We start from the raw sequence: 24,721 nt of genomic DNA on the forward strand, positions 1-24,721 counted from the left end.
TCATCACCAGCCGGACAGCGTATGGCGAGAGCGGTAAAACTGTATTACGTTTATAAGACATCGCCTGAAGAGGTCGTTTGCCATGAACAGCTTACGTTATTTCGATTTCGGCTCCTCTCGTTCTCTCCTGCTTTTAATTGCCCGCATTGCTATCGTGGTCCTGTTTATTATTTTCGGTTATCCCAAGCTGACGGGGTTTAGCGGCACCGTTCAGTATATGACGTCGCTCGGCGCCCCCATGCCCATGCTGGCCGCGATTATTGCGGTGGTGATGGAAGTCCCCGCCGCGATTCTAATCGTGCTGGGCTTTTTCACCCGCCCTCTCGCGGTGATCTTTGTCTTCTATACGCTGGGAACGGCGGTGATTGGTCACCACTACTGGGATATGACGGGCGATGCGGTCCTGCCAAATATGATTAACTTCTACAAAAATGTGAGTATCGCTGGCGCATTTATTTTGCTGGCGATTACCGGGCCGGGGGCCATCTCCCTCGATCGACGTTAGCCCATAAAAAAAGGCCGCATGAGCGGCCTTTTTCAGTTCTGCAACGCAGAGAATTATGCGTACACCGGGAAGCGTGCGCAGATGTCCAGCACTTTACCTTTAACGCGCTCGATAACCGCGTCGTCATTGATGTTGTCCAGAACGTCACACATCCAGCCCGCCAGCTCTTTTACTTCCGCTTCTTTAAAGCCACGACGAGTTACGGCCGGAGAACCGATACGGATACCGGAGGTCACGAACGGGCTCTTCGGATCGTTTGGCACGCTGTTTTTGTTCACGGTGATGTTGGCGCGGCCGAGGGCTGCGTCAGCTTCTTTACCGGTCAGGTTCTTATCAACCAGGTCCAGCAGGAACAGGTGGTTTTCAGTCCCGCCAGAGACCACTTTGTAGCCACGATTCAGGAACACTTCCACCATCGCTTTGGCGTTTTTAGCAACCTGCTGCTGATAAACCTTGAACTCTGGCTCCATCGCTTCTTTCAGCGCGACGGCTTTCGCGGCGATAACGTGCATCAGCGGGCCGCCCTGGGCGCTTGGGAACACGGCGGAGTTCAGCTTTTTGTACAGCTCTTCGTCACCGCCTTTCGCCAGGATCAGCCCACCGCGTGGACCCGCCAGGGTTTTGTGGGTGGTGGTGGTCACAACGTGCGCATGTGGAACCGGGTTCGGGTAAACGCCAGCGGCAATCAGACCGGCAACGTGCGCCATGTCGACGAACAGGTACGCGCCGATGCTGTCAGCGATTTCACGCATTTTTGCCCAGTCAACGATGCCGGAGTAAGCAGAGAAGCCACCGATGATCATCTTCGGCTTGTGCTCTTTGGCCTGCTTCGCCATGTCTTCGTAGTCAATTTTACCGGACTCATCAATACCGTAAGGGATGATGTTGTACAGTTTACCAGAGAAGTTAACCGGGGAGCCGTGAGTCAGGTGGCCGCCCTGCGCCAGGTTCATACCCAGAACGGTATCGCCCGGCTGCAACAGCGCGGTATAAACAGCGAAGTTAGCCTGAGAGCCAGAGTGCGGCTGGACGTTCGCGTAGTCAGCGCCAAAGAGTTCTTTCGCACGGTCAATAGCCAGCTGCTCAACGATATCAACGTATTCGCAACCGCCGTAGTAGCGCTTGCCCGGATAACCTTCAGCATATTTGTTGGTCAGCTGAGAACCCTGCGCCTGCATCACGCGCGGGCTGGTGTAGTTTTCGGAGGCGATCAGTTCGATGTGCTCTTCCTGACGTACTTTTTCCTGCTCCATAGCCTGCCACAGTTCGGCATCATAATCGGCAATGTTCATTTCACGCTTTAACATCCGCATCTCCTGACTCAGCTAACAAGTAAATTTTTGGCCTGAAAAGGCAGTCCTGTTGGACGACGGGCAACAGTATAACTGAATAGTTCTGCGATAACAGGTCTTGACAAACGATTTTGCGCAAACGTTTACCTCCACGCCACGCAAGGGTTTGAGCAATAAAGCTCTCACCATTTTCAACGGATTTCTTTTCAGCTTTGTGATGCATATTTTTCACGATGCAAAGAACCATTTACATTGCAGGGGTATTTTTATAAGATGCATCTAAAATACATCATTAAAGTAACATCAGAAGGAAGCTGCTATGCTCGACGCCCAAACCATCGCTACCGTGAAAGCCACAATCCCCCTGCTGGTTGAAACGGGTCCTAAACTGACCGCCCATTTCTACGATCGCATGTTCGCGCATAACCCGGAGCTCAAAGAGATTTTCAACATGAGCAACCAGCGTAACGGCGATCAGCGCGAAGCGCTGTTTAACGCTATTGCCGCCTATGCCAGCAACATCGAAAACCTGCCGGCTCTGCTGCCTGCGGTGGAAAAAATCGCGCAGAAGCACACCAGCTTCCAGATCAAACCTGAGCAGTACAACATCGTCGGCAGTCACCTGCTGGCGACCCTGGACGAAATGTTCAGCCCGGGCCAGGAAGTACTGGATGCCTGGGGGAAGGCCTATGGCGTACTGGCAAACGTATTCATCAACCGTGAAGCACAGATCTACAGCGAAAACGCCAGCAAGAATGGCGGCTGGGAAGGCACGCGTGCCTTCCGCATCGTTGAGAAAACCCCGCGCAGCGCACTGATCACCAGCTTTGAGTTTGAGCCAGTTGACGGTCAGCCAGTTGCCGATTACCAGCCGGGCCAGTATCTGGGCGTCTGGCTGAAGCCTGAAGGCTTCCCGCATCAGGAGATTCGCCAGTACTCCCTGACCCGCAAGCCAGACGGCAAAGGCTATCGCATTGCGGTTAAACGTGAGGAAAGTGGTCAGGTATCCAACTGGCTGCATAACGAAGCCAGCGTGGGCGACGTGGTCCATCTGGCGGCACCGGCGGGCGATTTCTTTATGGCCGTTGAAACGAATACCCCGGTGACGCTGATCTCCGCAGGCGTGGGTCAGACGCCAATGCTGGCGATGCTGGATACGCTGGCGAAAGCAAACCACAGCGCGCAGGTTAACTGGTTCCACGCGGCGGAGAACGGTGATGTTCACGCCTTCGCGGACGAAGTGAAAGCGCTGGGAGCGGGTCTGCCACACTTTACCGCGCATACCTGGTATCGTTTACCCACGGAAGCCGACCGCGCAGCGGCTCGTTTCGACAGCGAAGGCCTGATGAATTTAGGGCAGCATGAAGGGGCGTTCAGCGCACCGGGGATGCAGTTCTACGTTTGTGGGCCGGTAGCGTTTATGCAGTATGCCGCGAAGCAGCTGGTCGACCTGGGCGTGAATAAAGACAACATTCATTACGAATGTTTCGGCCCGCATAAAGTGCTGTAATGCAAAAAGCCCCTCAACGAGGGGCTTTTTTTTCGCCGGGTGGCGGCTGCGCCTTACCCGGCCTACCAAATCTTTTTTAAATCGCCGCGTCGTCTTCTTCGCCGGTACGGATACGGATCACGCGCGCCACGTCAAAGACGAAGATTTTCCCGTCGCCAATTTTACCGGTCTGCGCCGTGCGGATGATGGTATCCACACAGGTATCGACGATATCATCGCTTACCACGATCTCGATTTTCACTTTCGGCAGAAAGTCCACCATGTACTCTGCGCCACGGTATAGCTCGGTGTGGCCCTTCTGACGACCAAAACCTTTCACTTCAGTTACGGTCATCCCGGTGATGCCTACTTCTGCCAGCGCTTCACGTACATCATCCAGTTTGAAAGGTTTAATAATCGCATCAATCTTTTTCATGGTGGGTCCTTAAACTCTTGCCAGTAAGCAGCCTCGTAATCGGTTGCTCACAGTATCATATTCAGGCGAATTTTGCGGTATTACTCTTTAAAATCGTTCGCTTCCAGCTCGTGGCGTGAGAGCAATTTATAAAACTCGGTACGGTTACGCCCGGCCATGCGCGCCGCATGGGTTACGTTGCCTTTGGTGATTTGCAGCAGCTTGCGCAGATAGTTCAGCTCGAACTGGTTTCGCGCTTCCGCAAACGTCGGTAAGGCCGTGTTTTCCCCCTCGAGCGCCTGCTCCACCAGCGCATCGCTGATCACCGGCGATGACGTCAGCGCCACGCACTGCTCAATCACGTTCACCAGCTGGCGTACGTTGCCCGGCCAGCTTGCTGTCATCAGGCGTTTCATCGCATCGGTGGAGAACGCGCGCACGAATGGTTTGTGGCGGTCAGCGGCCTGGCGCAAAAGGTGATTTGCCAGCAGCGGGATATCTTCCGCACGCTCGGCCAGCGCCGGGATTTTCAGGTTGACGACATTCAGTCGATAGTAGAGATCTTCGCGGAACTCGTTGCGCGCCATCACCTTGGGTAAATCGCGATGGGTAGCGGAAATAATGCGCACGTTGATATCGATATCGCGGTTGCTGCCAAGCGGACGCACTTTCCGCTCCTGCAACACGCGCAGCAGTTTGACCTGCAACGGCGCGGGCATATCGCCAATTTCATCAAGGAACAGCGTGCCCCCCTCTGCCGCCTGGAACAGCCCTTCACGGCTGCTCACCGCGCCGGTAAAGGCGCCGCGGGCATGGCCGAAGAGCTCAGACTCAAGCAGTTGTTCCGGCAGCGCGCCACAGTTGATGGCAATAAAGGCATTTTTACTGCGTGGGCTGGCGTTGTGGATCGCCTGGGCCAGGATCTCTTTCCCGGTCCCGCTCTGGCCGTTGATCAGCACGCTAACGTCGGATTGCGCCACCATCCGCGCCTGTTCCAGCAGGCGCAGCATCACAGGGCTACGCGTCACGATGGATTCACGCCAGCCGTCGTCGCCGGATGGCGCCGCGTGCTCAAGAGCGCTGTCGATCGCTTTATAGAGGGCGTCTTTATCCACCGGTTTGGTGAGGAAGCTGAATACCCCCTGCTGCGTCGCGGCCACCGCATCAGGAATAGATCCGTGAGCGGTGAGGATAATCACCGGCATCCCGGGCTGCTGCTTCTGGATCTCCGTGAACAGTTGCAGGCCATCCATTTCATCCATGCGCAAATCGCTGATCACCAGATCGATTTTCTCGCGGCTGAGCACTTTCAGCCCCTCCTGCCCGCTTTCAGCGGTGACCACGCTGTAGCCTTCGCTGACCAGACGCATCCCCAGCAGCTTTAACAGCCCGGGATCGTCATCCACCAGTAACAGATGGGCAGGTTTACGGCTTGTCATGGCTTCACATCCTCTTGTTTCGGCGTCTCACTGTCTGGCGTCGTGGCAGAGTTGCCTTTCGACCCATCGGGCAGATAGCTGCCTGCCGGCTTACGCGTCGAGAGCTGTCTTTCGATATCGGTCAGATTTTCGAGCTTGCGGGTGGTGGTTTCCAGCTGCTCGCGCAGCGACTCCTGCTGCTGGCGAAGCGCATCAAGCTCGCTGTCGCTTGACTGCTGCAATTTGCTGTAGCGGAAACGCTCTTCGGACAGCTGTAATTGCAGGGTTTGTCCGTCCCGCCAGAGCTGATAAACCGGGCGCACCTGGGGGGGAATATTGATCACGTAAGTATCCAGCCGCGTCACGTTGGCGCGGCGTTCGACAGGCGTGATTCTGGCATCCGCCATCACGATCCCGCGTTTAAACGCGTCCTGCCAGGTATCGTCCATCAGCATCGCCGCCTGGGCACGGGCCTCGGCGGGCGCCAGTCGCTGGGCGCAGTCTATTCCGCGCAGCCAGAACAGCGGATTGGATTCAACATCACGCCCCGACAGGCTCCAGATATCATCGCAACGTGTTGAAAGGAAATCGGCCAGCTGTTTTTGCGGCCATTTATCTTCCTGTTTGTGGCTAATCGCACTTTTTGGTGCATGGGTTACACAGCCGGCCAGCAGTAAGCAGGGCAGGCTGAGGCGCACATTTTTGCTGGAAAACACCGCGCGCAGTGCGCGGTAAAAGACGTGTGACATACTCACCAGGTTGTTATTCATTTCATTGATTTTTCCGGCTCAAGAGGCAGTTCGATACGAAAACAGACATCGGCGCGTTCATCACTCACGATGTTAAGCTCACCCTGCATGCGTCGTATGCAGTCGCGGGCAATACTCAGCCCCAGACCACTTCCTTTTACCGCACCTTTTCGCTGATGACTCCCCTGGAAGAAGGGCTCAAAGATCATCGTTTTTTCATCATCCGGAATCGGGCTTCCCGTATTCGCTACGTCAATAAATACCCGCGAACCGTTGTTATTGCTTCTGATATAAATGGTACCGGATTCAGTACCATAGTGCACCGCATTGGAATAAAGATTATCCAGTACGCTCATTAAGAGCATCGGCTCTGCCAGACAGGATGGCGCATTGAGATCCACCTGGGTATGCATCATTTTAGCTCTTGCTGGCAGGCTATGGGCGGAGATCACCATGTCCACCAGCGGTTCAATCTCAACGCTTTCAAGCACCACAGCACCATCCGCCAGCTTGCGGTTATAGTCCAGCAGTTGTTCAATAAGTTTTTGTAAATTGCGGCTACTGGCATCCAGAATCGCCACGATCTCTTTTTGCTCAGGGGATAACGGCCCCGCCACTTCGTCTGCCAGCAGCTCCGTGCCTTCACGCATACTGGCCAGCGGTGTTTTGAGTTCGTGTGAGATATGGCGCAGGAACTGGTGACGCTGCGATTCCAGCCACGCCAGGCGTTCAGAAAGCCAGATGATGCGCTGACCGACCGAGCGCAGCTCGCGCGGGCCTTTAAAAACAACCGTATCCCCGAGAGATTTGCCCTCCCCCAGGCGGTTAATCATCCGCTGGATCCCCTTTACCGGGCCGATGATCATGCGGGTAAAGAGCAGTACCAGCCCCAGGCTGACGAGGAACAGCACCAGCGCCTGCCAGCCGAAGAACTGGCCGCGCTCGGCAATCTCCTGCTGGAGTTGTTGACCACGGGAAAAGATAACCGTACGGGTGGACTGCACCATCTCCGTATTGGCGTTCGCGAAGGCTTCAAGTCGGGCGGCGGCGGCGGCATCAGGACCGCTGTTTTTGCACTGGAGCTGCGCCAGATCGTTCAGATCCTGACGCAGCGCCTGATAGAGTTTGTCATCCGGCAAGACCCCGGCATGGGCATCCAGCATTTCGCTGTAGCGTTTACGCTGGTTCTGATAGACCCTCTCCAGCGTGCGGTCGTCCAGCACGCAGTACTGGCGATAGCTACGCTCCATCTCCAGCGCGGCGTTGGTCATTGCCTCGCTACGGCGGGCATCAATAAGCGTGGTGCGGTTAGTCAGGGCCGCCTGGGCACTTAACGCATTCAGGCTTTGCCATGCCTGCCACGCCAGAACCAGCAAAGGTAGCAGGATCAGCAGGAAGGCCATCATAACGAGCTGTCGCAGGGAGCGAGGGAAAGCGGGCCAGCGTTTCAACACATTACTCTCATCATCCGGGTTTGAGGAGAGCGTAACTGAGTCTGCCCTTCAGATACAACAAAGCCGGGTAAAAACCCGGCTTTGTCATGGAATAAGGCGGTGCCTAACTCGACGTTTCGCCCTGGCCTGATAAAGCATTGCAATAATCAGTAGTTGGACGGCAGGCACCTTTTTGTGCGTCATTCGAAGTTTATGTAGCACGTCCCGAAGGGGCTGACATAAGAAGGTGAATGAGCCACTGGCTACTATTATGCAACATGCGTGCCAGATTGCAAACTTTGATACTATCCTTATGATTAATAATTGTTTTATTATTAAAATGCATTGATTGTCAGGTGAATGATTTCCAGGCTAAGTGTCGCTATTAAGCAACACCTTAATGGAAACCTGTCCTGCCATAAATAAATCAACAATTTATATGTCTCTTATTGGAGACACTCAATCCAGAGGATTGTCGCAATTTTGCGACAGGTACAAAAAAGCCCGGTGGCGCTCGCGCTTACCGGGCCTACAGTCAGGGCGTTGAAACTTAACCCAGTTGTTTACGCGCGTTGCGGAAAATGCGCATCCACGGGCTGTCCTCGCCCCAGTTTTCCGGGTGCCAGGAATTGCTCACGGTGCGGAAGACACGCTCCGGGTGCGGCATCATGATGGTCACCCGACCGCTTTCGCTGGTGACCGCGGTAATGCCATTTGCCGAACCGTTCGGGTTAGCCGGATAGGTTTCGGTGACCTTGCCGAAGTTATCAACAAAGCGCAGCGCTACCAGTCCTTTGCTTTCAAGCTGAGCCAGGTGCGCCGCATCACGCATTTCAACCTGACCTTCGCCGTGCGAAACCGCGATTGGCATCTGCGAACCCACCATTCCCTGCAACAGCAGAGACGGGCTTTGGGTTACTTCTACCAGGCTGAAGCGCGCTTCGAAGCGGTCAGACTGGTTACGCACAAAGCGCGGCCAGGCTTCGCTGCCCGGGATCAGCTCGCGCAGGTTAGACATCATCTGACAGCCGTTACACACACCCAGCGCCAGCGTCTGCGGACGATGGAAGAAGGTTTCGAACTCGTCACGCACGCGGCTGTTGAACAGAATAGACTTCGCCCAGCCTTCGCCCGCGCCCAGCACGTCACCGTAGGAGAACCCTCCGCAGGCAACCAACGCCTGGAAATCATCCAGCCCGGTACGCCCGGCCAGCAGGTCGCTCATGTGGACGTCGATGGCGTCAAAGCCCGCCCGGTGGAAGGCCGCCGCCATCTCAACGTGGGAGTTAACGCCCTGCTCGCGCAGCACGGCCACTTTCGGACGCGCGCCGGTCGCAATGTACGGCGCGGCAATGTCTTCGTTTATGTCGAAGCTGAGCTTCACGTTCAGGCCAGGATCGTTGTCGTTCGCCTTCGCGTTGTGTTCCTGATCGGCGCATTCCGGGTTGTCACGCAGGCGCTGCATCTGCCAGGTGGTTTCCGCCCACCACATACGCAGCGTGGTGCGGCTTTCGCTGAACACCGCGTGGCCGTCGGCTTCAATCACGAAACGGTCGCCCTGCACCGCTTTACCGAGATAGTGTACGCAGTCTGCCAGACCGTGCTGCGCCAGAATCGCTTCCACCGCGTCGCGATCTGCGGCGCGTACCTGAATGACCGCGCCAAGCTCTTCGTTAAACAGCGCCGCCAGGCGGTCTTCGCCAAGCGTAGCAATGTTTGCTTCAACGCCGCAGTGACCGGTGAAGGCCATCTCTGCCAGCGTCACCAGCAGGCCACCATCGGAACGGTCGTGGTAGGCCAGCAGCTTACGCTGCGCCACCAGCGCCTGAATTGCGTCGTAGAAGCCTTTCAGTTGGGCGACGTCGCGCACGTCGGCTGGCTTATCGCCGAGCTGGCGGTAAACCTGCGCCAGCGCGGTGGCGCCCAGGGCGTTATGGCCTTTGCCGAGGTCAATCAACAGCAGGGCGTTATCTTCAGTGGAAAGCTGCGGCGTAACGGTATGACGTACGTCTTCCACGCGCGCAAACGCGGTGATCACCAGCGACAGCGGAGAGGTCATCTCGCGCTGCTCGTTACCTTCCTGCCAGCGGGTTTTCATCGACATGGAGTCTTTACCCACCGGAATGGTCAGGCCGAGCGCAGGACACAGCTCTTCACCCACAGCTTTCACCGCTTCGTACAGACCTGCATCTTCACCCGGGTGACCGGCAGCGGCCATCCAATTCGCGGAGAGCTTGATACGTTTAATGTCGCCAATCTGCGTCGCGGCAATGTTGGTCAGCGCTTCACCAACGGCCAGTCGCGCAGAGGCGGCGAAGTCCAGCAGCGCCACCGGCGTACGTTCGCCCAGCGCCATCGCTTCGCCGTAATAGCTGTCGAGGCTCGCGGTGGTCACGGCGCAGTTAGCGACCGGGATCTGCCACGGGCCTACCATCTGATCGCGCGATACCATACCGGTCACGGTGCGGTCGCCGATGGTCACCAGGAAGGTTTTCTCTGCCACAGCAGGCAGGTGCAGCACGCGGTTGACCGCTTGTGCCACGGTGATGCCCTGGCGATCCAGCGCTTTGCCCGCCGCTTTACGGGTTGTTACGTCCCGGGTCATCTTCGGCGTTTTACCGAGCAGCACGTCGAGCGGCAGATCGATAGGCTGGTTGTCGAAATGGGTGTCGCTCAGAGTCAGGTGCTGCTCTTCGGTTGCTTCACCGATGACGGCATACGGCGCGCGCTCGCGGCGGCACAGCTCGTCAAACAGCGGCAGCTGGTCGGCCGCAACCGCCAGCACGTAGCGCTCCTGGGATTCGTTACACCAGATTTCCAGCGGGCTCATGCCAGGCTCATCGCTCAGGATATCGCGCAGGTTGAAACGACCACCGCGGCCGCCGTCGCTCACCAGCTCCGGCATGGCGTTGGACAGACCGCCCGCGCCCACGTCGTGGATAAAGAGGATCGGGTTAGCATCGCCCAGCTGCCAGCAGCGGTCGATCACTTCCTGGCAGCGACGCTCCATCTCCGGGTTGTCACGCTGCACGGACGCGAAGTCGAGATCCGCATCAGACTGGCCGGAGGCCATCGAAGAGGCCGCGCCGCCGCCCAGACCGATATTCATCGCCGGGCCGCCGAGCACGATCAGCTTCGCGCCGACGACGATCTCGCCTTTCTGCACGTGATCGGCACGGATGTTGCCGATCCCGCCCGCCAGCATGATCGGTTTGTGGTAGCCGCGCAGCTCTTCGCCGTTGTGGCTGTCCACTTTCTCTTCATAGGTACGGAAGTAACCGTTCAGCGCCGGACGACCAAATTCGTTGTTAAACGCCGCGCCGCCCAGCGGGCCTTCGGTCATGATATCCAGCGCGGTCACAATGCGCTCTGGCTTGCCGAAATCTTCTTCCCACGGCTGTTCAAAGCCCGGGATACGCAGGTTGGAGACGGAGAAACCGACCAGACCCGCTTTTGGTTTTGCACCACGACCGGTCGCCCCTTCGTCACGGATTTCACCGCCGGAGCCGGTCGCCGCACCCGGCCACGGGGAGATCGCCGTCGGGTGGTTGTGGGTTTCAACCTTCATCAGGATATGCGCGGGCTCCTGATGGAAGTCATAGCGCCCTGCTTCGCGATCGGCGAAGAAGCGGCCCACCTCGGAACCTTCCATCACCGCGGCGTTGTCTTTATAGGCAGACAGCACGTGGTCAGGCGTTTGTTCCATGGTGTTTTTGATCATTTTGAACAGCGACTTTGGCTGCTGTTCGCCGTCAATAATCCAGTCGGCATTGAAAATCTTGTGGCGGCAGTGCTCGGAGTTGGCCTGCGCGAACATGTAGAGTTCAATGTCGTTCGGGTTGCGGTTGAGCTTAACGAACGCATCCCGCAGGTAGTCGATCTCGTCTTCTGCCAGCGCCAGGCCGAGACGCAGGTTTGCGTCGATCAGCGCCTGACGGCCCTGCCCCAGCAGGTCCACGCTCTGTACCGGCGCAGGCTGATGGTGGGAGAAAAGCTTCTGCGCGTCATCAAGAGAGGCAAATACGCTCTCCATCATGCGGTCGTGCAGTTCAGCCGCAACCGCCTGCCACTGCGCGTCGCTCAGGGTAGAGGCTTCCACGTAGTACGCCACGCCGCGCTCCAGACGGTTAATCTGGCTCAGGCCACAGTTGTGGGCGATGTCGGTGGCTTTGGAAGACCAGGGGGAGATGGTGCCCGGACGCGGCGTCGCAAGGATCAGTTTGCCGGTTGGCGTATGGCTGCTGAGGCTTGGGCCATACTTGAGCAGGCGTTCCAGCTGTACGCGCTCCTCTGCATTCAGGGGGGCATTCAGGTCAGCAAAATGGACATACTCAGCGTAAATATTGCTTACCGGAAGGTCGGCCGCCTGAAAACGTGCCAGCAGTTTGGTAATACGGAAGGCAGACAGTGCAGGCGAACCACGCAGAATTTCCATCATAAGTCTCTCGTCTTCGAAGCGCCGGGGCGCTTACAGTGTGCGCAAGGGGGGAAAACGGGCGTCATTATAGAGAATCCTGAGCGCCGACGAAACCGTTTGCGTCGAAATAAAATTGGCAAAGAGATTTAACAATAGATGTGACCTGTCTCTCTAATTGGTTGCCAAGTGGCGCAAGTTTACGCAAAATGCCGCTCATTCAATGGCAAACCTTATTGTTAACATGGCTACAGCAGACTGAGGCAACCGGCGTCGCAGAGAATTAACTAATTGAAAAAATTAAAGATTAATTATCTGCTCATCGGCATTGTAACGTTGCTGTTGGCAGTGGCCCTCTGGCCTTCCATCCCCTGGATCGGCAAAGCCGAAAACCGTATCGCCGCCATTCAGGAGCGGGGGGAATTGCGCGTCAGTACCCTCTCCTCCCCGCTTATTTACGACGATATCAACGGTAAAACCATCGGTCTTGATTACGAACTGGCACAGCTGTTTGCGGACTATCTGGGCGTGAAGCTGAAAGTTACCGTGCGGCAGAACATCAACCAGCTGTTTGATGATTTGGACCATGACCGTGCCGATATTCTCGCCGCAGGTCTGGTGTACAACAGCGAACGCAGCAAAAACTATCAGCCGGGCCCGACCTACTACTCCGTGTCGCAGCAGGTGGTTTATCGTGTGGGTAGCCTGCGCCCGCGCTCACTGGCCGACATCACCGACCAGCAATTGACCATTGCGCCAGGCCATGTGGTGATTGACGATCTGCGGGCGTTGAAAGAGAAAAAATACCCTAACCTCAGCTGGACGGTCGATCCTAAACTCGGCACGACCGAATTGCTGGAGCAGGTAAAAGATAAAAAGCTGGCCTATACCATTGCTGATTCGGTGGCGATCAGTCTTTTCCAGCGCGTTCATCCTGAAATCGCCGTGGCGCTGGATGTGACCGACGAACAGCCGGTGACCTGGTTTACCCAGCTGGACGACGATCAAACCGTCTCTGCGGCCATGCTCGATTTCTTTAATTCCATCAATGAAGACGGCACCCTGGCGCGTCTGGAAGAGAAATATCTCGGTCACGGGGACGATTTTGATTACGTTGACACCCGCACCTTCCTGCGCGCGGTGGACAGCGTGCTGCCGGACCTGCAACCGCTGTTTGAGAAGTACGCCCAGGAGATTGACTGGAAGCTGCTGGCGGCAATTTCCTACCAGGAATCGCACTGGGATGCTCAGGCCACCTCCCCCACGGGCGTGCGCGGGTTGATGATGCTCACCAAAAATACCGCCCAGAGCCTCGGCATCAGCGACCGGACCGATGCGGAACAGAGCATCAGCGGCGGCGCGCAGTATTTACAGGATATGATGGCGAAAGTGCCGGAGACGGTCCCGGAAGGGGAGCGGATCTGGTTTGCGCTAGCCGCCTATAACATGGGGTATGCGCATATGCTCGACGCGCGGGCGCTGACGGCGAAAACCAAAGGTAACCCGGACAGTTGGTCAGATGTAAAACAGCGCCTGCCGCTGCTTAGCCAGAAACAGTGGTACCAGAAGCTGACGTATGGCTATGCGCGCGGCCATGAAGCGTATGCCTACGTGGAAAATATTCGTAAGTATCAGATAAGCCTGGTGGGATATCTGCTGGAGAAAGAAAAAGAGGCGGCCGAGGCGCAACAGCTGGCTGAAAGCTATCCGGTGGTCGCACCGGAAGAGCTTAATCACCCTGCGGTTTCAATTCTGCCTTTTGTTGCTTTTTCTGCTGCCGACGCATTCGAAAAAAGTCACTTAACAGACCCGAACATTCTGGTGCAAGTACCCCGCCGATAGTTTTCACCTGGTGGTTCATCCCCGGATGCCCAAGTACGTCCATCAGTGAACCAGCAGCGCCCGTCTTTTCATCCCGCGCGCCAAACACCAGCGTACCGATTCGGCTGTGCACCATCGCCCCGGAGCACATTGCGCACGGCTCAAGGGTGACATACAGGGTGGTATCAAGCAGACGATAGTTTTGCAGCACCAGTCCGCCCTGACGCAGCGCCATAATTTCAGCATGCGCGGTAGGATCGTGACGGCCAATCGGACGGTTCCACCCTTCCCCAATCACCTGATTGTTATGGACCAGTACCGCGCCCACGGGCACTTCGCCCTCTTCCCAGGCGCGCTGAGCCAGCACCAGCGCATGGCGCATCCAGTATTCATGATTGTGTTCAGGGTTGGACAAGGGCTGATACTCCAGTCGAAAAGCGGGCGGCATTATACACAGCCGGTACAGATAAGACTATTCGAGTTGCTGAAGTTCGCCCAGAGGCGTGACGCGCCAGCGGTGCTGGCAAAAATAGAGCAGCGGGTTGTCCTGCTTGCTGTCGCTGTAGCCGCTGTAAAGACGCAGCGGCGTACCGATGCGTTTCTCCAGCTGCACCACTTTTTCATGTCCGAGGCAGCGCAGGGTGAGCACCCAGCCGCCGTAGCCGCGCGCGATCTGCGTGGCGATAAGATTTACGCGCGGCAGCCAGGGCGTATCAAAATAGACTTGCTCCACCAGCGTCTGCGGGGAGCCAGTAATCAGCCAGATATCGGCATCATTGGCGTCGAGATAGCTGGTCAGGCGCGCCTGTACCACGGGAAACGCGGCGACGTGCCCGCGAAACCAGTGCGCAAAATCCTGTTCGAGCTGCTTGAGGCGCGCTTCGCTATGACCAAACGTGCATCCCCAGAGCAGCAGGCTCATCGGCCAGCGCGCTGCACGGCCTTTCACCAGCAGCGCGATGCCAATAACGGGTAACAGGGGTAATACCAGCAACGCGTTAAGGGGCTGGCGCCGTAGCAGGTAGCGCATAAAGGTGCCGAACATATCCTGCTGATGCAGCGTTCCATCCAGATCAAAAAAGACAACGCGACGCTCGTGACTGGCCAAACCTTACTCCTCTGGGTCGTTGAATCCTAACAGCCAGGTAAACAGGAACCCGGCGATCACCGCTACCAGATAGCCTAACAGATAGAGCATCACTTTTCCGGTCACGATGGTTAATGCCAGCGGTAACCCGGAGATCCCGAAGGTAATGACGGTCGCCACTTTCCAGTAGCTGATTAACGCCCCGCCCACCGCCCCACCGAGACAAGCGGCCAGGAACGGCTTACCCAGCGGCAAGGTCACGCCGAAAATCAGCGGCTCGCCGATACCGAGCAACCCGACCGGCAGCGCCCCTTTAATGACCTTTTTTAAACGCGCGTTGCGGGTTTTCATCAGCACCGCGATGGCCGCGCCGACCTGCCCAACGCCCGCCATCGACAGGATCGGCAGCAGGGCGTTATAGCCGTGCGCCTGTACCAGTTCGACGTGAATCGGCACCAGCCCCTGATGCAGACCGGTCAGCACTAACGGCAGGAAGGTCCCGGACAGCACGGCCCCCACCAGCAGCCCGCCGCGATCGATCGCCAGAGACGCGCCGTGGGCGATGGCTTCAGAGATCGCGCCGCCTAACGGTTGCAGCGCCACAATCGCCACGCTCCCGGTAATCAATGTGGTCAGCAGCGGGTTGAGGATCAGTTCAATCGAGCCTGGCAGCAACGCGCGTAGCTTTTTCTCAATCCAGCACATCAGAATGACCACCAGCAGCACGGCAATCACCCACCGCGGCCAGGCTGAAGCGCCTCGCCAAACAGCGTAATCTGCGCCAGCTGCGGGCTGGAGAGGATACCCGCCATTACGCCGCCCATCGCCAGCGAGCCGCCGAACACTTTGGCCGTGTTCACCCCCACCAGAATATTCATGATGGCAAACACCGCGCTGCCGAAAATCGCCAGAATACCCAGCAGGTTCGGATACTGGGTGGCGAAATTCCCGACAATATCCGGACGCTTGAGGATATTGATAATCCCGGTGATCAGCCCCGACGCGATAAACGCCGGGATAAGAGGAATAAAGACGTTTGCCAGCTGGCGCAGCGCATCGCTCATGGGGGCTTTGTATTTGGCTTTCGCCTGCGCTTTGGTGCGTTCCGCGTCGTCAAAGGCGGGAGCCGTTTCACCGCCCGTCATCAGGGCGCGCATGGCATCAACCACCTGCGCCGCTTTGCCCGGACCGACAATCAGCTGGTGCTGTTGCCCCTGTTTAACGTACCCGCTCACGCCGAGGAGCTGCTTCAGGCGCGTTAAATCAAGCTTTTCGTCGTTGTACACCTCGACGCGTACACGCGTCATGCAGTTTTCCAGACGCTGAATATTTTTTTCCCCACCGATCCCAAGCAGGATGTCGCTGGCGAGCGCTGCTGTTTTGTCCATAAACGCCTCTTATTGATGTTCTAATGCCGCCCGTAAAAACCCGTGATGGGCTTCAAGCCTGGCTCTGGCCGCGGCTGCATCCAGCCCGGTTAATATCATCAGAATGGCGGGTTTTACATCGTGATCGGTCTGCTGAAGCACCTTTTCCGCCTCTTCACGACTGGCGCCTGTCGCTTCCATCACCATGCGGCAGGCTCTGTCCACCAGCTTGACGTTGGTGGCCTGCATATCCACCATCAGGTTTTGGTAGACCTTGCCAAATTTCACCATCGCGCCGGTGGAGATCATATTGAGCACCAGCTTCTGTGCGGTTCCGGATTTCAGGCGCGTGGAGCCGGTGAGCGCTTCCGGCCCGACGACCGGAGAGATGGCAATGGCGGCCACCTGCGCAATCGGCGAGCCCGGGTTACAGGAGATGGCCACCGTGGTACATCCCGTCTGTCTGGCGTATTCCAGCCCACCAATGACGTACGGCGTACGACCAGAAGCCGCCAGCCCGACGACCAGATCCTGCGCGGTCAGGTTCAGCGCCCTGAGATCGTCCTCCCCAAGCTGTTTATTATCTTCTGCCCCTTCCACCGCTTTCAGCAGCGCGCCGGGGCCACCGGCAATCAGGCCAACGACCAGACCGTGCGGAACGCCAAACGTCGGGGGACATTCTGAGGCATCCAGCACACCGAGGCGCCCACTGGTACCCGCCCCCATGTAAATAATGCGTCCTCCTGCTTTCAGAGCGTCGGCAGCGGCGTCTACGGCTTTCGCCACCTCGGGCAATGTCTCTTTGACTGCCAGCGCGACGAGGGTATCCTGTTGATTAAAGCGGTTTACCAGCTCCAGCGTGGACAGTGCATCAAGATCCATGGTTTGCGGGTTACGCGTTTCAGAAACAAGAGAGCCTAGATTCATGTTATTTACCTCTGGAATTTTTAATTCATAATAAACGCACTATAATGGAATATAAAATTCATTCAGGCGAGCAAAATTCGTAATTGCGCGGGTAATCACATTTTCGCCAGGAGACCGTATGAACTGTTTAATTCGTATTCGCCAGCGCTACGCAGGGTTTGCCCAGAGTGACAAAAAGCTGGCGGATTATTTACTTTCCCAGCCCGATCGCGCGCGACACCTCAGCTCCCAGCAGCTGGCAGGCGAAGCCGGGGTGAGCCAGTCGAGCGTGGTGAAATTTGCCCAAAAGATAGGCTATAAAGGCTTTCCGGCGCTAAAACTGGCGATCAGTGAAGCACTGGTAAGCAACCCTAATCCGCAGTCAATGCCGGTGCATAACCAGATCCGCGGCGACGATCCGATGCGTCTGGTCGGCGAAAAGCTGATCAAGGAGAACGTGGCGGCAATGCATGCCACGCTGGATGTGAACACGGAAGAGAAGCTGCTGGAAAGCGTAGCCATGCTTCGCGACGCGCGGCGTATTGTATTGACCGGGATCGGTGCCTCCGGACTGGTTGCGCGTAACTTTGGCTGGAAGCTGACAAAAATCGGCTATAACGCCATCGTTGAACAGGATATGCACGCGCTGCTGGCGACCGTGCAGGCCATGGATCCTGACGATTTACTGCTGGCCATCTCCTATTCCGGCGAGCGCCGTGAAATTAATATGGCTACCGACGAAGCCCTGCGCGTAGGAGGAAAAATTCTGGCCATTACTGGCTTCAGCCCGAATGCGCTCCAGCAGCGGGCCACCCGCTGTCTGTATACCATCGCCGAGGAACAGGCCACTCGCAGCGCGGCGATTTCGTCGACGAGTGCGCAGATGATGCTGACGGACCTGCTGTTTATGGCGCTGGTTCAGCAGGATCTGGAGCGTGCGCCAGAGCGTATTCGTCACAGCGAAGAGCTGGTAAAAAAACTGGTTTGAACAACGAATGAGCGTATAATGCCCGCCCTGTTTGTGATGTTTCTGAGAATTTCCTGATGGCGCTGTTAATCACCAAAAAATGCATCAACTGCGATATGTGCGAACCCGAATGCCCGAACGAGGCGATTTCGATGGGCGACAGCATTTATGAGATTAACAGCGACCGCTGCACCGAGTGCATTGGCCACTATGAGACGCCGACCTGCCAGAAGGTGTGCCCCATTCCCAATACGATCTTAAAAGATCCGGCACATGTCGAGAACGAAGAACAGCTGTGGGATAAGTTTGTCCTGATGCACCATGCGGACAAAATTTAACCTTCGATAATCACCGTCGCACAGGCGTAGTGGCGTTCATCTGCAAGCGTTACGTGCATGTGCGCCACGCCCAGCTTTTCCGCCAGCTTAAGCGCCTCGCCCCATAAACGCAGACGTGGCTTACCCAGCTCATCGTTAAACACTTCAAACTGGTTAAACGCCAGGCCGTTACGAATGCCCGTGCCGAACGCTTTCGCCGCCGCCTCTTTTACCGCGAAACGCTTTGCCAGAAAGCGCACCGGCTGCTGATGCGCCTCCCAGATAGCCCATTCGTTATCGCTCAGCACGCGTCTTGCGAGGCGATCGCCGCTCCGGGCGATCACCGCTTCAATGCGGGCTATTTCAACGATGTCGGTGCCTAAGCCCAGAATAGCCATTACTGACGCGCTTCCAGCATCAGACGCTTCATCTCGGAAACCGCTTCTTTCAGGCCGCTCATCACCGCACGACCAATAATGGCGTGGCCGATGTTCAGCTCGTGCATTTCCGGCAGGGCAGCAATGGCTTTTACGTTGTGATAGGTCAGGCCGTGACCGGCGTTAACCTTCAGTCCCAGGCTCGCGGCGTAGGTTGCCGCTTTGGCGATCCGCTCCAGCTCTTTCGCCTGCGCTGCGTCGTTTTCAGCATCGGCATAGCAGCCGGTGTGAATTTCAATATACGGCGCGCCCACGTCGGCAGCGGCTTTAATCTGGGTGAAATCGGCGTCGATAAACAGTGAAACCAGGATACCGGCATCCGCCAGGCGTTTGCAGGCATCGCGCATTTTGTCGAGCTGCCCGGCCACATCCAGACCGCCTTCGGTGGTCACTTCCTGTCGTTTTTCCGGCACCAGGCAGCAGAAATGCGGCTTCGTATCGCAGGCAATCGTCAGCATCTCTTCCGTTACTGCCATCTCCAGATTCATGCGGGTATCCAGCGTCTGGCGCAGGATACGCACGTCGCGATCGGTGATGTGGCGACGGTCTTCACGCAGGTGGACGGTAATGCCGTCCGCCCCAGCCTGCTCGGCGATAAACGCCGCCTGAACCGGATCCGGATACGCCGTGCCGCGCGCGTTGCGCAGGGTGGCAATGTGGTCGATGTTGACGCCTAACAGTAATTCAGCCATGACAATCCTCGGTATTTTTGTTCATTTACCTTCTCCCTCTCCCTCCGGGAGAGGGCTGGGGTGAGGGGTAAAACATTAGCGTTTCGGCATAAACTGCCTGAATAATTCGCGGCTCTTTAAAGGTTTGCCCCCAAGATACGGCTTGAGCGCAATTCGGGTAAAGCGTTTTGCCGCACGCAGGGTGTCGGCGTCCGGGAACTCGCGTTCATACAGTGCTCTGAGCTGGCGCCCGGTAAAGGTACTGTTATCGACGACGACACTGGCAATAAAGCCCTTTTCCTCACGATAGCGATAGGTCATGGTATCTTCTACCTCGTCCCCACTCCCCGCGCAGTGCAGAAAATCAACACCGTATCCAAGGTGACCGAGCAGCGCCAGCTCGAAACGACGCAGCACAGGCTCAGGAGTGCCGGTTGCGCCAGCGAGCGACTGGATACAGTGCAGGTAATCAAAGAAAAGTTCAGAGAAGCGGGTCTCATGTTCAAGCACCCGTGAGATGAGTTCGTTGACGTACAAACCGCTGTAGAGCGTGATACCAGAAAGAGGAAGCGCGAGGGAAACGGCTTCAGCACTGCGCAGGGTTTTGACTTCCCCTCGCCCGCCAAAGCGGACCAGCAGTGGGGTGAAAGGCTGCAAGGCACCTTTGAGATTAGAACGTCTGGATCGTGCGCCTTTGGCAACAAGGCGCACGCGACCGGACTCTTCCGTGAAGACGTCCAGCATCAGGCTGGTTTCGCTCCAGGGACGACTATGCAGGACAAAGGCGCGCTGCCATCCATCCATATGCTCGTCGTCTTAGGTTACTGATCTTCGCCGTAACCGAGGCTGCGCAGCGCACGCTCATCATCGGCCCAGCCAGATTTCACTTTCACCCACAGTTCCAGGTGAACCGGTGCTTCAAACATGTCCTGCATGTCTTTACGGGCTTCGATTCCGATAGTTTTGATCTTGGCGCCTTTATTACCGATCACCATCTTCTTCTGCCCTTCACGCTCAACGAGGATCAGACCGTTAATATCGTAACCGCCGCGCTCGTTGCTCTGGAAACGCTCGATCTCCACCGTCACAGAGTACGGCAGTTCAGCGCCCAGGAAACGCATCAGCTTCTCACGGATGATTTCAGACGCCATAAAACGCTGAGAGCGATCGGTGATGTAGTCTTCAGGGAAGTGATGAGTCGCTTCCGGCAGATGCTTGCGCACGATGCCCGCGATGGTATCAACGTTCAGACCCGTCTCCGCAGACAGCGGAACGATGTCGAGGAAGTTCATCTGGCTGCCCAGCCATTGCAGGTGCGGCAGCAGATCGGCTTTTTCCTGCACATTGTCCACTTTATTGACCGCAAGGATCACCGGCGTTTTGCCGTCGCGCAGCTTGTTCAGGACCATTTCGTCGTCCGGCGTCCAGCGGGTGCCTTCCACAACGAAAATCACCAGCTCTACGTCGCCAATGGAGCTGCTCGCCGCCTTGTTCATCAGACGGTTGATGGCGCGCTTCTCTTCCATGTGCAGGCCCGGGGTATCGACGTAAATCGCCTGATACGCGCCTTCAGTATGGATACCGACGATGCGGTGACGCGTGGTCTGCGCCTTACGCGAGGTGATAGAAATCTTCTGCCCAAGCAGATTATTCAGCAGGGTGGATTTGCCAACGTTCGGACGTCCGACGATGGCAATAAATCCGCAATAGGTTTTGTCGATGCTCATTCCAGCTCCAGCATTTTTAACGCCTGTTCGGCGGCAGCCTGTTCAGCCTTACGACGACTTGAACCCGTGCCGACCACCGGTTCACTCAGGCCACTGACCTGGCAATGGATGGTAAATTCCTGATCGTGCGCTTCGCCACGTACCTGCACCACCAGATAGGATGGCAGCGGCAGATGACGACCCTGCAAATATTCTTGCAGACGCGTTTTAGGATCTTTTTGTTTATCGCCCGGGCTGATTTCGTCCAGGCGGGTCTGATACCAGTTCAGGATCAGCTTTTCTACGGTCTGGATATCGCTGTCCAGGAACACGCCACCGATCAATGCCTCGACCGTATCGGCAAGGATGGATTCACGACGGAAACCACCACTTTTCAGCTCACCTGGCCCCAGACGCAGACATTCACCCAGCTCAAACTCGCGTGCGATTTCAGCGAGGGTATTGCCGCGCACCAGCGTGGCGCGCATGCGGCTCATATCACCTTCGTCCACACGCGGAAAACGATGATAAAGCGCATTTGCAATCACGAAACTTAAAATAGAGTCGCCTAAAAACTCGAGACGCTCATTATGTTTGCTGCTGGCACTGCGATGGGTTAATGCCTGTTGCAACAACTCCTGATGATGAAAAGTGTAGCCCAGCTTCCGTTGAAGCCGATTAATTACGATGGGGTTCATGCGATACCAATAAATGAATGCGTCAAAAATGCAGCACACGAAACCGACCTGAGAAAACCAACGCGGTTTCGTGTGCCGTGGCACCCTTGCAGGGCCAACCTTAAACTTCGGGGGAATATTCTATACACAACGACAGGGGATGTCGTTAGTTCAAAGAGATTTATCGCTGAAATAATTCACGTAGCGGCGAATAAAAGCCGCTACGTGTTATTTTTGACGAAAATTAATGAATTCCGCCAATACGATTCAGGCGAACGCCGGTCGGCCACTCGCCTTCCTGCTTCTCAAAACTCATCCAGATAGCGGTTGCTTTACCGACCAGATTCGCTTCCGGCACAAAGCCCCAGTAACGGCTGTCCGCAGAGTTATCGCGGTTGTCACCCATCATGAAGTAATGTCCCGGCGGCACAATCCAGGTCGCCAGCTGTTGGCCTGGCTGCTGGTAGTACATTGCCAGTTGATCCTGTGCGATTGGCACGGTCAGAATGCGGTGAGTGACATCGCCCAGCGTCTCTTTCCGTTCAACCAGACGAATACCGTTCTCTTTGGTTTCACCTTTTGGCACCTGGAAGAATCCGCTGGTCGCTTCACCGCCGTTACGGCGGGCAAAGGTCTGCACAAAATCACTTGGCTCAACGTTGGAGTAAGTGGCTGGCAGCGCATTTTCACATGCAGTTCCAGAGCTACAGCCTGGCTGAATGGTCACCTCTTTCGCCACCGGATCGTAGGTCACTTTATCGCCCGGCAGACCTACCGCGCGTTTAATATAATCCAGCCGTGGATCTTCCGGATATTTAAACACCACGATGTCGCCACGTTTCGGATGACCCGTTTCGATCAGCGTTTTCTGGTAGATCGGATCTTTGATGCCATAGGCAAACTTCTCAACCAGAATGAAATCACCGATCAGCAGCGTTGGCATCATCGATCCTGACGGGATCTGGAACGGTTCATAGATAAAAGAACGCACCACCAGCACAATCGCCAGCACCGGGAATACCGATGCCCCTGTTTCCAGCCAGCCCGGTTTTGGGCCGACTTTTTTCAGGGTTTTCGCGTCCAGCGCATCGCCCGTGGCTGCCTGCGCGGCAGCCTGACGTTCACGGCGTTTTGGGGCGAAGATAAACTTATCCAGGCACCACAACAGACCTGTCACCAGGGTAGCAATGACCAGGATCAGGGCAAACATGTTCGCCATGCCAACTCCTTAAGGTTATTTACCGTTACCGTCTTTACCAACATGAAGGATGGCAAGGAATGCTTCCTGCGGCAGCTCAACGTTACCGACCTGCTTCATACGCTTCTTACCTTCTTTCTGCTTCTGCAACAGCTTTTTCTTACGGCTGACGTCGCCGCCATAGCACTTAGCCAGAACGTTTTTACGCAGCTGCTTCACGGTTGAACGGGCAATGATGTGGTTACCAATGGCCGCCTGAATCGCAATGTCAAACTGCTGACGCGGGATGAGATCTTTCATCTTCTCAACCAGCTCACGACCACGGTACGGTGCGTTATCGTTGTGGGTGATCAGCGCCAGGGCATCAACACGCTCGCCGTTGATCAGTACATCCACGCGAACCATGTTCGAGGCCTGGAAGCGTTTGAAGTTGTAGTCCAGCGACGCATAGCCACGGGAGGTAGACTTCAGACGGTCGAAGAAGTCGAGCACTACTTCCGCCATCGGAATTTCATAGGTCAGCGCCACCTGGTTACCGTGGTAAACCATGTTGGTCTGCACGCCACGCTTCTCAATACACAGGGTGATCACGTTGCCGAGGAACTCCTGCGGCAGCAGCATGTGACACTCTGCGATAGGCTCGCGCAGTTCCTGAATATTATTCAGCGGCGGGAGCTTGGACGGGCTGTCGACGTAGATCACCTCTTTCGACGTGGTTTCTACTTCGTAGACAACCGTCGGGGCGGTGGTGATCAGATCCAGATCGTATTCACGCTCCAGACGTTCCTGAATGATCTCCATGTGCAGCAGACCGAGGAAGCCACAGCGGAAGCCGAAGCCCAGCGCCGTTGAGCTTTCTGGCTCGTAGAACAGGGAGGCATCGTTGAGGCTCAGCTTTCCGAGCGCATCGCGGAAGTTTTCGTAATCGTCAGAGCTGACCGGGAACAGACCCGCATAAACCTGCGGTTTCACCTTTTTGAAGCCTGGCAGCGCTTTATCTGCCGGGTTACGTGCACCGGTCAGGGTATCACCCACCGGCGCGCCGAGGATGTCTTTAATGGCACAGACCAGCCAGCCCACTTCGCCGCATTTCAGCTCGGTACGGTCAACCTGTTTTGGCGTGAAGATGCCCAGACGGTCAGCGTTGTAGACCTGGCCGGTGCTCATGACCTTGATTTTGTCGCCTTTACGCATGGTGCCGTTTTTAATACGCACCAGCGAAACAACGCCGAGGTAGTTATCAAACCAGGAGTCGATGATCAGCGCCTGTAGCGGCGCATCCGGGTCACCTTCCGGCGGCGGAATATCACGCACCAGACGTTCCAGTACATCCGGAACGCCGACGCCGGTTTTCGCTGAGCAGCGCACAGCATCGGTCGCATCAATACCGACGATGTCTTCAATCTCTTCCGCTACGCGCTCAGGATCGGCGGCTGGCAGGTCGATTTTATTCAGAACTGGCACCACTTCGAGATCCATTTCCATGGCGGTGTAGCAGTTTGCCAGCGTCTGGGCCTCTACGCCCTGTCCGGCATCCACCACCAGCAGCGCGCCTTCGCAGGCCGCCAGCGAGCGTGACACTTCATAAGAGAAGTCAACGTGCCCTGGGGTGTCGATAAAGTTCAGTTGATAGGTTTCACCATCGGAAGCTTTATAGTCGAGCGTCACGCTCTGCGCTTTGATGGTAATACCGCGTTCGCGTTCCAGGTCCATGGAGTCCAGAACCTGGGCTGCCATTTCACGATCAGACAGGCCACCGCAAATCTGGATAATACGGTCAGACAGCGTCGACTTACCGTGGTCAATGTGAGCAATGATGGAGAAATTTCTTATGTTTTTCATATGTATGGAT

21 protein-coding genes and 1 pseudogene are annotated in these 24,721 nt (G+C 56.3%); 5 read left to right on the top strand and 17 right to left on the bottom strand.

Annotated features, from left to right (window positions below; genetic code table 11):
- Positions 1-82 precede the first annotated feature (82 nt).
- The gene (locus tag ACOTZD_RS04080) at positions 83-505 is read left to right on the top strand and encodes a DoxX family protein (protein WP_003860675.1); all 423 of its coding nucleotides are present in this window, start codon (positions 83-85) and stop codon (positions 503-505) included.
- A 53-nt stretch (positions 506-558) separates the two neighbouring features.
- On the opposite strand, the gene glyA is transcribed toward ACOTZD_RS04080, so the two are convergent.
- The gene (gene glyA / locus ACOTZD_RS04085; RefSeq protein ID WP_003860678.1) at positions 559-1,812 is read right to left on the bottom strand and encodes a serine hydroxymethyltransferase; all 1,254 of its coding nucleotides are present in this window, start codon (positions 1,810-1,812) and stop codon (positions 559-561) included.
- A 304-nt stretch (positions 1,813-2,116) separates the two neighbouring features.
- Here glyA and hmpA point away from each other — a divergent pair, with 304 nt between their 5' ends.
- Positions 2,117-3,307, top strand: coding sequence for an NO-inducible flavohemoprotein (hmpA, locus tag ACOTZD_RS04090; RefSeq protein WP_174402144.1), 1,191 nt, complete (start codon positions 2,117-2,119; stop codon positions 3,305-3,307).
- A gap of 76 nt (positions 3,308-3,383) precedes the next feature.
- On the opposite strand, the gene glnB is transcribed toward hmpA, so the two are convergent.
- From glnB to purL, 5 genes are all read right to left on the bottom strand, one after another.
- Entirely contained in the window at positions 3,384-3,722 is a 339-nt protein-coding gene (glnB, locus tag ACOTZD_RS04095; protein ID WP_003860685.1) for a nitrogen regulatory protein P-II, read from the bottom strand.
- Between the two features lie 80 nt (positions 3,723-3,802).
- Entirely contained in the window at positions 3,803-5,140 is a 1,338-nt protein-coding gene (gene glrR / locus ACOTZD_RS04100; protein WP_003860687.1) for a two-component system response regulator GlrR, read from the bottom strand.
- Positions 5,137-5,889, bottom strand: coding sequence for a two-component system QseEF-associated lipoprotein QseG (gene qseG, locus ACOTZD_RS04105; RefSeq protein ID WP_003860689.1), 753 nt, complete (start codon positions 5,887-5,889; stop codon positions 5,137-5,139). Before qseG ends, glrR begins: the two co-directional genes overlap by 4 nt.
- A complete protein-coding gene (gene qseE / locus ACOTZD_RS04110) occupies positions 5,886-7,319 on the bottom strand; it encodes a two component system sensor histidine kinase QseE/GlrK (RefSeq protein WP_032610263.1) in 1,434 nt (477 codons plus the stop codon). Before qseE ends, qseG begins: the two co-directional genes overlap by 4 nt.
- A 532-nt stretch (positions 7,320-7,851) precedes the next feature.
- On the bottom strand, positions 7,852-11,739 hold the full coding sequence (purL, locus tag ACOTZD_RS04115; protein ID WP_174402143.1) for a phosphoribosylformylglycinamidine synthase: 3,888 nt from the start codon (positions 11,737-11,739) through the stop codon (positions 7,852-7,854).
- Between the two features lie 267 nt (positions 11,740-12,006).
- On the opposite strand from purL, the gene mltF reads away from it, so the two are divergent.
- Entirely contained in the window at positions 12,007-13,557 is a 1,551-nt protein-coding gene (mltF, locus tag ACOTZD_RS04120; protein WP_100154398.1) for a membrane-bound lytic murein transglycosylase MltF, read from the top strand.
- Here the strand turns inward: mltF and tadA are convergent.
- From tadA to murQ, 4 genes and pseudogenes are all read right to left on the bottom strand, one after another.
- Positions 13,445-13,984, bottom strand: coding sequence for a tRNA adenosine(34) deaminase TadA (gene tadA, locus ACOTZD_RS04125; RefSeq protein ID WP_045330526.1), 540 nt, complete (start codon positions 13,982-13,984; stop codon positions 13,445-13,447). The two genes, mltF and tadA, sit on opposite strands and share 113 nt — an antisense overlap.
- Positions 13,985-14,008: 24 nt before the next feature.
- On the bottom strand, positions 14,009-14,644 hold the full coding sequence (yfhb, locus tag ACOTZD_RS04130) for a phosphatidylglycerophosphatase C (protein ID WP_003860696.1): 636 nt from the start codon (positions 14,642-14,644) through the stop codon (positions 14,009-14,011).
- A 3-nt stretch (positions 14,645-14,647) separates the two neighbouring features.
- A pseudogene (locus tag ACOTZD_RS04135) lies at positions 14,648-16,011 on the bottom strand (PTS transporter subunit EIIC).
- Between the two features lie 9 nt (positions 16,012-16,020).
- Positions 16,021-16,917, bottom strand: a complete 897-nt coding sequence (gene murQ / locus ACOTZD_RS04140) for an N-acetylmuramic acid 6-phosphate etherase (protein ID WP_003860700.1) — start codon at positions 16,915-16,917, stop codon at positions 16,021-16,023.
- A 118-nt stretch (positions 16,918-17,035) separates the two neighbouring features.
- On the opposite strand from murQ, the gene ACOTZD_RS04145 reads away from it, so the two are divergent.
- Together ACOTZD_RS04145 and ACOTZD_RS04150 are read left to right on the top strand one after the other, a co-directional pair.
- Positions 17,036-17,884, top strand: coding sequence for a MurR/RpiR family transcriptional regulator (locus ACOTZD_RS04145; protein WP_003860702.1), 849 nt, complete (start codon positions 17,036-17,038; stop codon positions 17,882-17,884).
- Between the two features lie 56 nt (positions 17,885-17,940).
- Entirely contained in the window at positions 17,941-18,201 is a 261-nt protein-coding gene (locus ACOTZD_RS04150; RefSeq protein WP_003860704.1) for a YfhL family 4Fe-4S dicluster ferredoxin, read from the top strand.
- On the opposite strand, the gene acpS is transcribed toward ACOTZD_RS04150, so the two are convergent.
- The 7 genes from acpS to lepA form a co-directional block, all read right to left on the bottom strand.
- Positions 18,198-18,578, bottom strand: coding sequence for a holo-ACP synthase (gene acpS, locus ACOTZD_RS04155; RefSeq protein ID WP_003860706.1), 381 nt, complete (start codon positions 18,576-18,578; stop codon positions 18,198-18,200). The genes ACOTZD_RS04150 and acpS overlap by 4 nt on opposite strands.
- Positions 18,578-19,309 carry a pyridoxine 5'-phosphate synthase gene (gene pdxJ / locus ACOTZD_RS04160; protein ID WP_003860707.1) on the bottom strand — a complete coding sequence of 244 codons (732 nt, stop codon included), beginning with the start codon at positions 19,307-19,309 and terminating at the stop codon, positions 18,578-18,580. The genes acpS and pdxJ overlap by 1 nt, the downstream gene beginning before the upstream one ends.
- Before the next feature lie 75 nt (positions 19,310-19,384).
- A complete protein-coding gene (gene recO / locus ACOTZD_RS04165) occupies positions 19,385-20,092 on the bottom strand; it encodes a DNA repair protein RecO (protein ID WP_003860708.1) in 708 nt (235 codons plus the stop codon).
- Positions 20,093-20,109: 17 nt separating this feature from the next.
- On the bottom strand, positions 20,110-21,015 hold the full coding sequence (gene era / locus ACOTZD_RS04170) for a GTPase Era (RefSeq protein WP_003860709.1): 906 nt from the start codon (positions 21,013-21,015) through the stop codon (positions 20,110-20,112).
- Complete coding sequence (gene rnc, locus ACOTZD_RS04175; RefSeq protein ID WP_003860711.1) at positions 21,012-21,692, bottom strand: ribonuclease III; 681 nt, start codon at positions 21,690-21,692, stop codon at positions 21,012-21,014. The genes era and rnc overlap by 4 nt, the downstream gene beginning before the upstream one ends.
- 223 nt (positions 21,693-21,915) lie before the next feature.
- Positions 21,916-22,890, bottom strand: coding sequence for a signal peptidase I (lepB, locus tag ACOTZD_RS04180; protein ID WP_174402142.1), 975 nt, complete (start codon positions 22,888-22,890; stop codon positions 21,916-21,918).
- A 15-nt stretch (positions 22,891-22,905) separates the two neighbouring features.
- A complete protein-coding gene (gene lepA, locus ACOTZD_RS04185) occupies positions 22,906-24,711 on the bottom strand; it encodes a translation elongation factor 4 (RefSeq protein WP_003860714.1) in 1,806 nt (601 codons plus the stop codon).
- Positions 24,712-24,721 lie beyond the last annotated feature (10 nt).

The organism is Enterobacter cloacae complex sp. SHL022 (genome assembly GCF_049237785.1).
Classification (GTDB): domain Bacteria; phylum Pseudomonadota; class Gammaproteobacteria; order Enterobacterales; family Enterobacteriaceae; genus Enterobacter; species Enterobacter hormaechei_C.

Coding starts and splice junctions, on each gene's coding strand:
- ACOTZD_RS04080 (WP_003860675.1), top strand. CDS start 83: ATGAACAGCTTACGTTATTTCGATTTCGGCTCCTCTCGTTCTCTCCTG.
- glyA (WP_003860678.1), bottom strand. CDS start 1,812: ATGTTAAAGCGTGAAATGAACATTGCCGATTATGATGCCGAACTGTGG.
- hmpA (WP_174402144.1), top strand. CDS start 2,117: ATGCTCGACGCCCAAACCATCGCTACCGTGAAAGCCACAATCCCCCTG.
- glnB (WP_003860685.1), bottom strand. CDS start 3,722: ATGAAAAAGATTGATGCGATTATTAAACCTTTCAAACTGGATGATGTA.
- glrR (WP_003860687.1), bottom strand. CDS start 5,140: ATGACAAGCCGTAAACCTGCCCATCTGTTACTGGTGGATGACGATCCC.
- qseG (WP_003860689.1), bottom strand. CDS start 5,889: ATGAATAACAACCTGGTGAGTATGTCACACGTCTTTTACCGCGCACTG.
- purL (WP_174402143.1), bottom strand. CDS start 11,739: ATGATGGAAATTCTGCGTGGTTCGCCTGCACTGTCTGCCTTCCGTATT.
- tadA (WP_045330526.1), bottom strand. CDS start 13,984: ATGCCGCCCGCTTTTCGACTGGAGTATCAGCCCTTGTCCAACCCTGAA.
- murQ (WP_003860700.1), bottom strand. CDS start 16,917: ATGAATCTAGGCTCTCTTGTTTCTGAAACGCGTAACCCGCAAACCATG.
- ACOTZD_RS04145 (WP_003860702.1), top strand. CDS start 17,036: ATGAACTGTTTAATTCGTATTCGCCAGCGCTACGCAGGGTTTGCCCAG.
- ACOTZD_RS04150 (WP_003860704.1), top strand. CDS start 17,941: ATGGCGCTGTTAATCACCAAAAAATGCATCAACTGCGATATGTGCGAA.
- acpS (WP_003860706.1), bottom strand. CDS start 18,578: ATGGCTATTCTGGGCTTAGGCACCGACATCGTTGAAATAGCCCGCATT.
- pdxJ (WP_003860707.1), bottom strand. CDS start 19,309: ATGGCTGAATTACTGTTAGGCGTCAACATCGACCACATTGCCACCCTG.
- recO (WP_003860708.1), bottom strand. CDS start 20,092: ATGGATGGATGGCAGCGCGCCTTTGTCCTGCATAGTCGTCCCTGGAGC.
- era (WP_003860709.1), bottom strand. CDS start 21,015: ATGAGCATCGACAAAACCTATTGCGGATTTATTGCCATCGTCGGACGT.
- rnc (WP_003860711.1), bottom strand. CDS start 21,692: ATGAACCCCATCGTAATTAATCGGCTTCAACGGAAGCTGGGCTACACT.
- lepB (WP_174402142.1), bottom strand. CDS start 22,890: ATGGCGAACATGTTTGCCCTGATCCTGGTCATTGCTACCCTGGTGACA.
- lepA (WP_003860714.1), bottom strand. CDS start 24,711: ATGAAAAACATAAGAAATTTCTCCATCATTGCTCACATTGACCACGGT.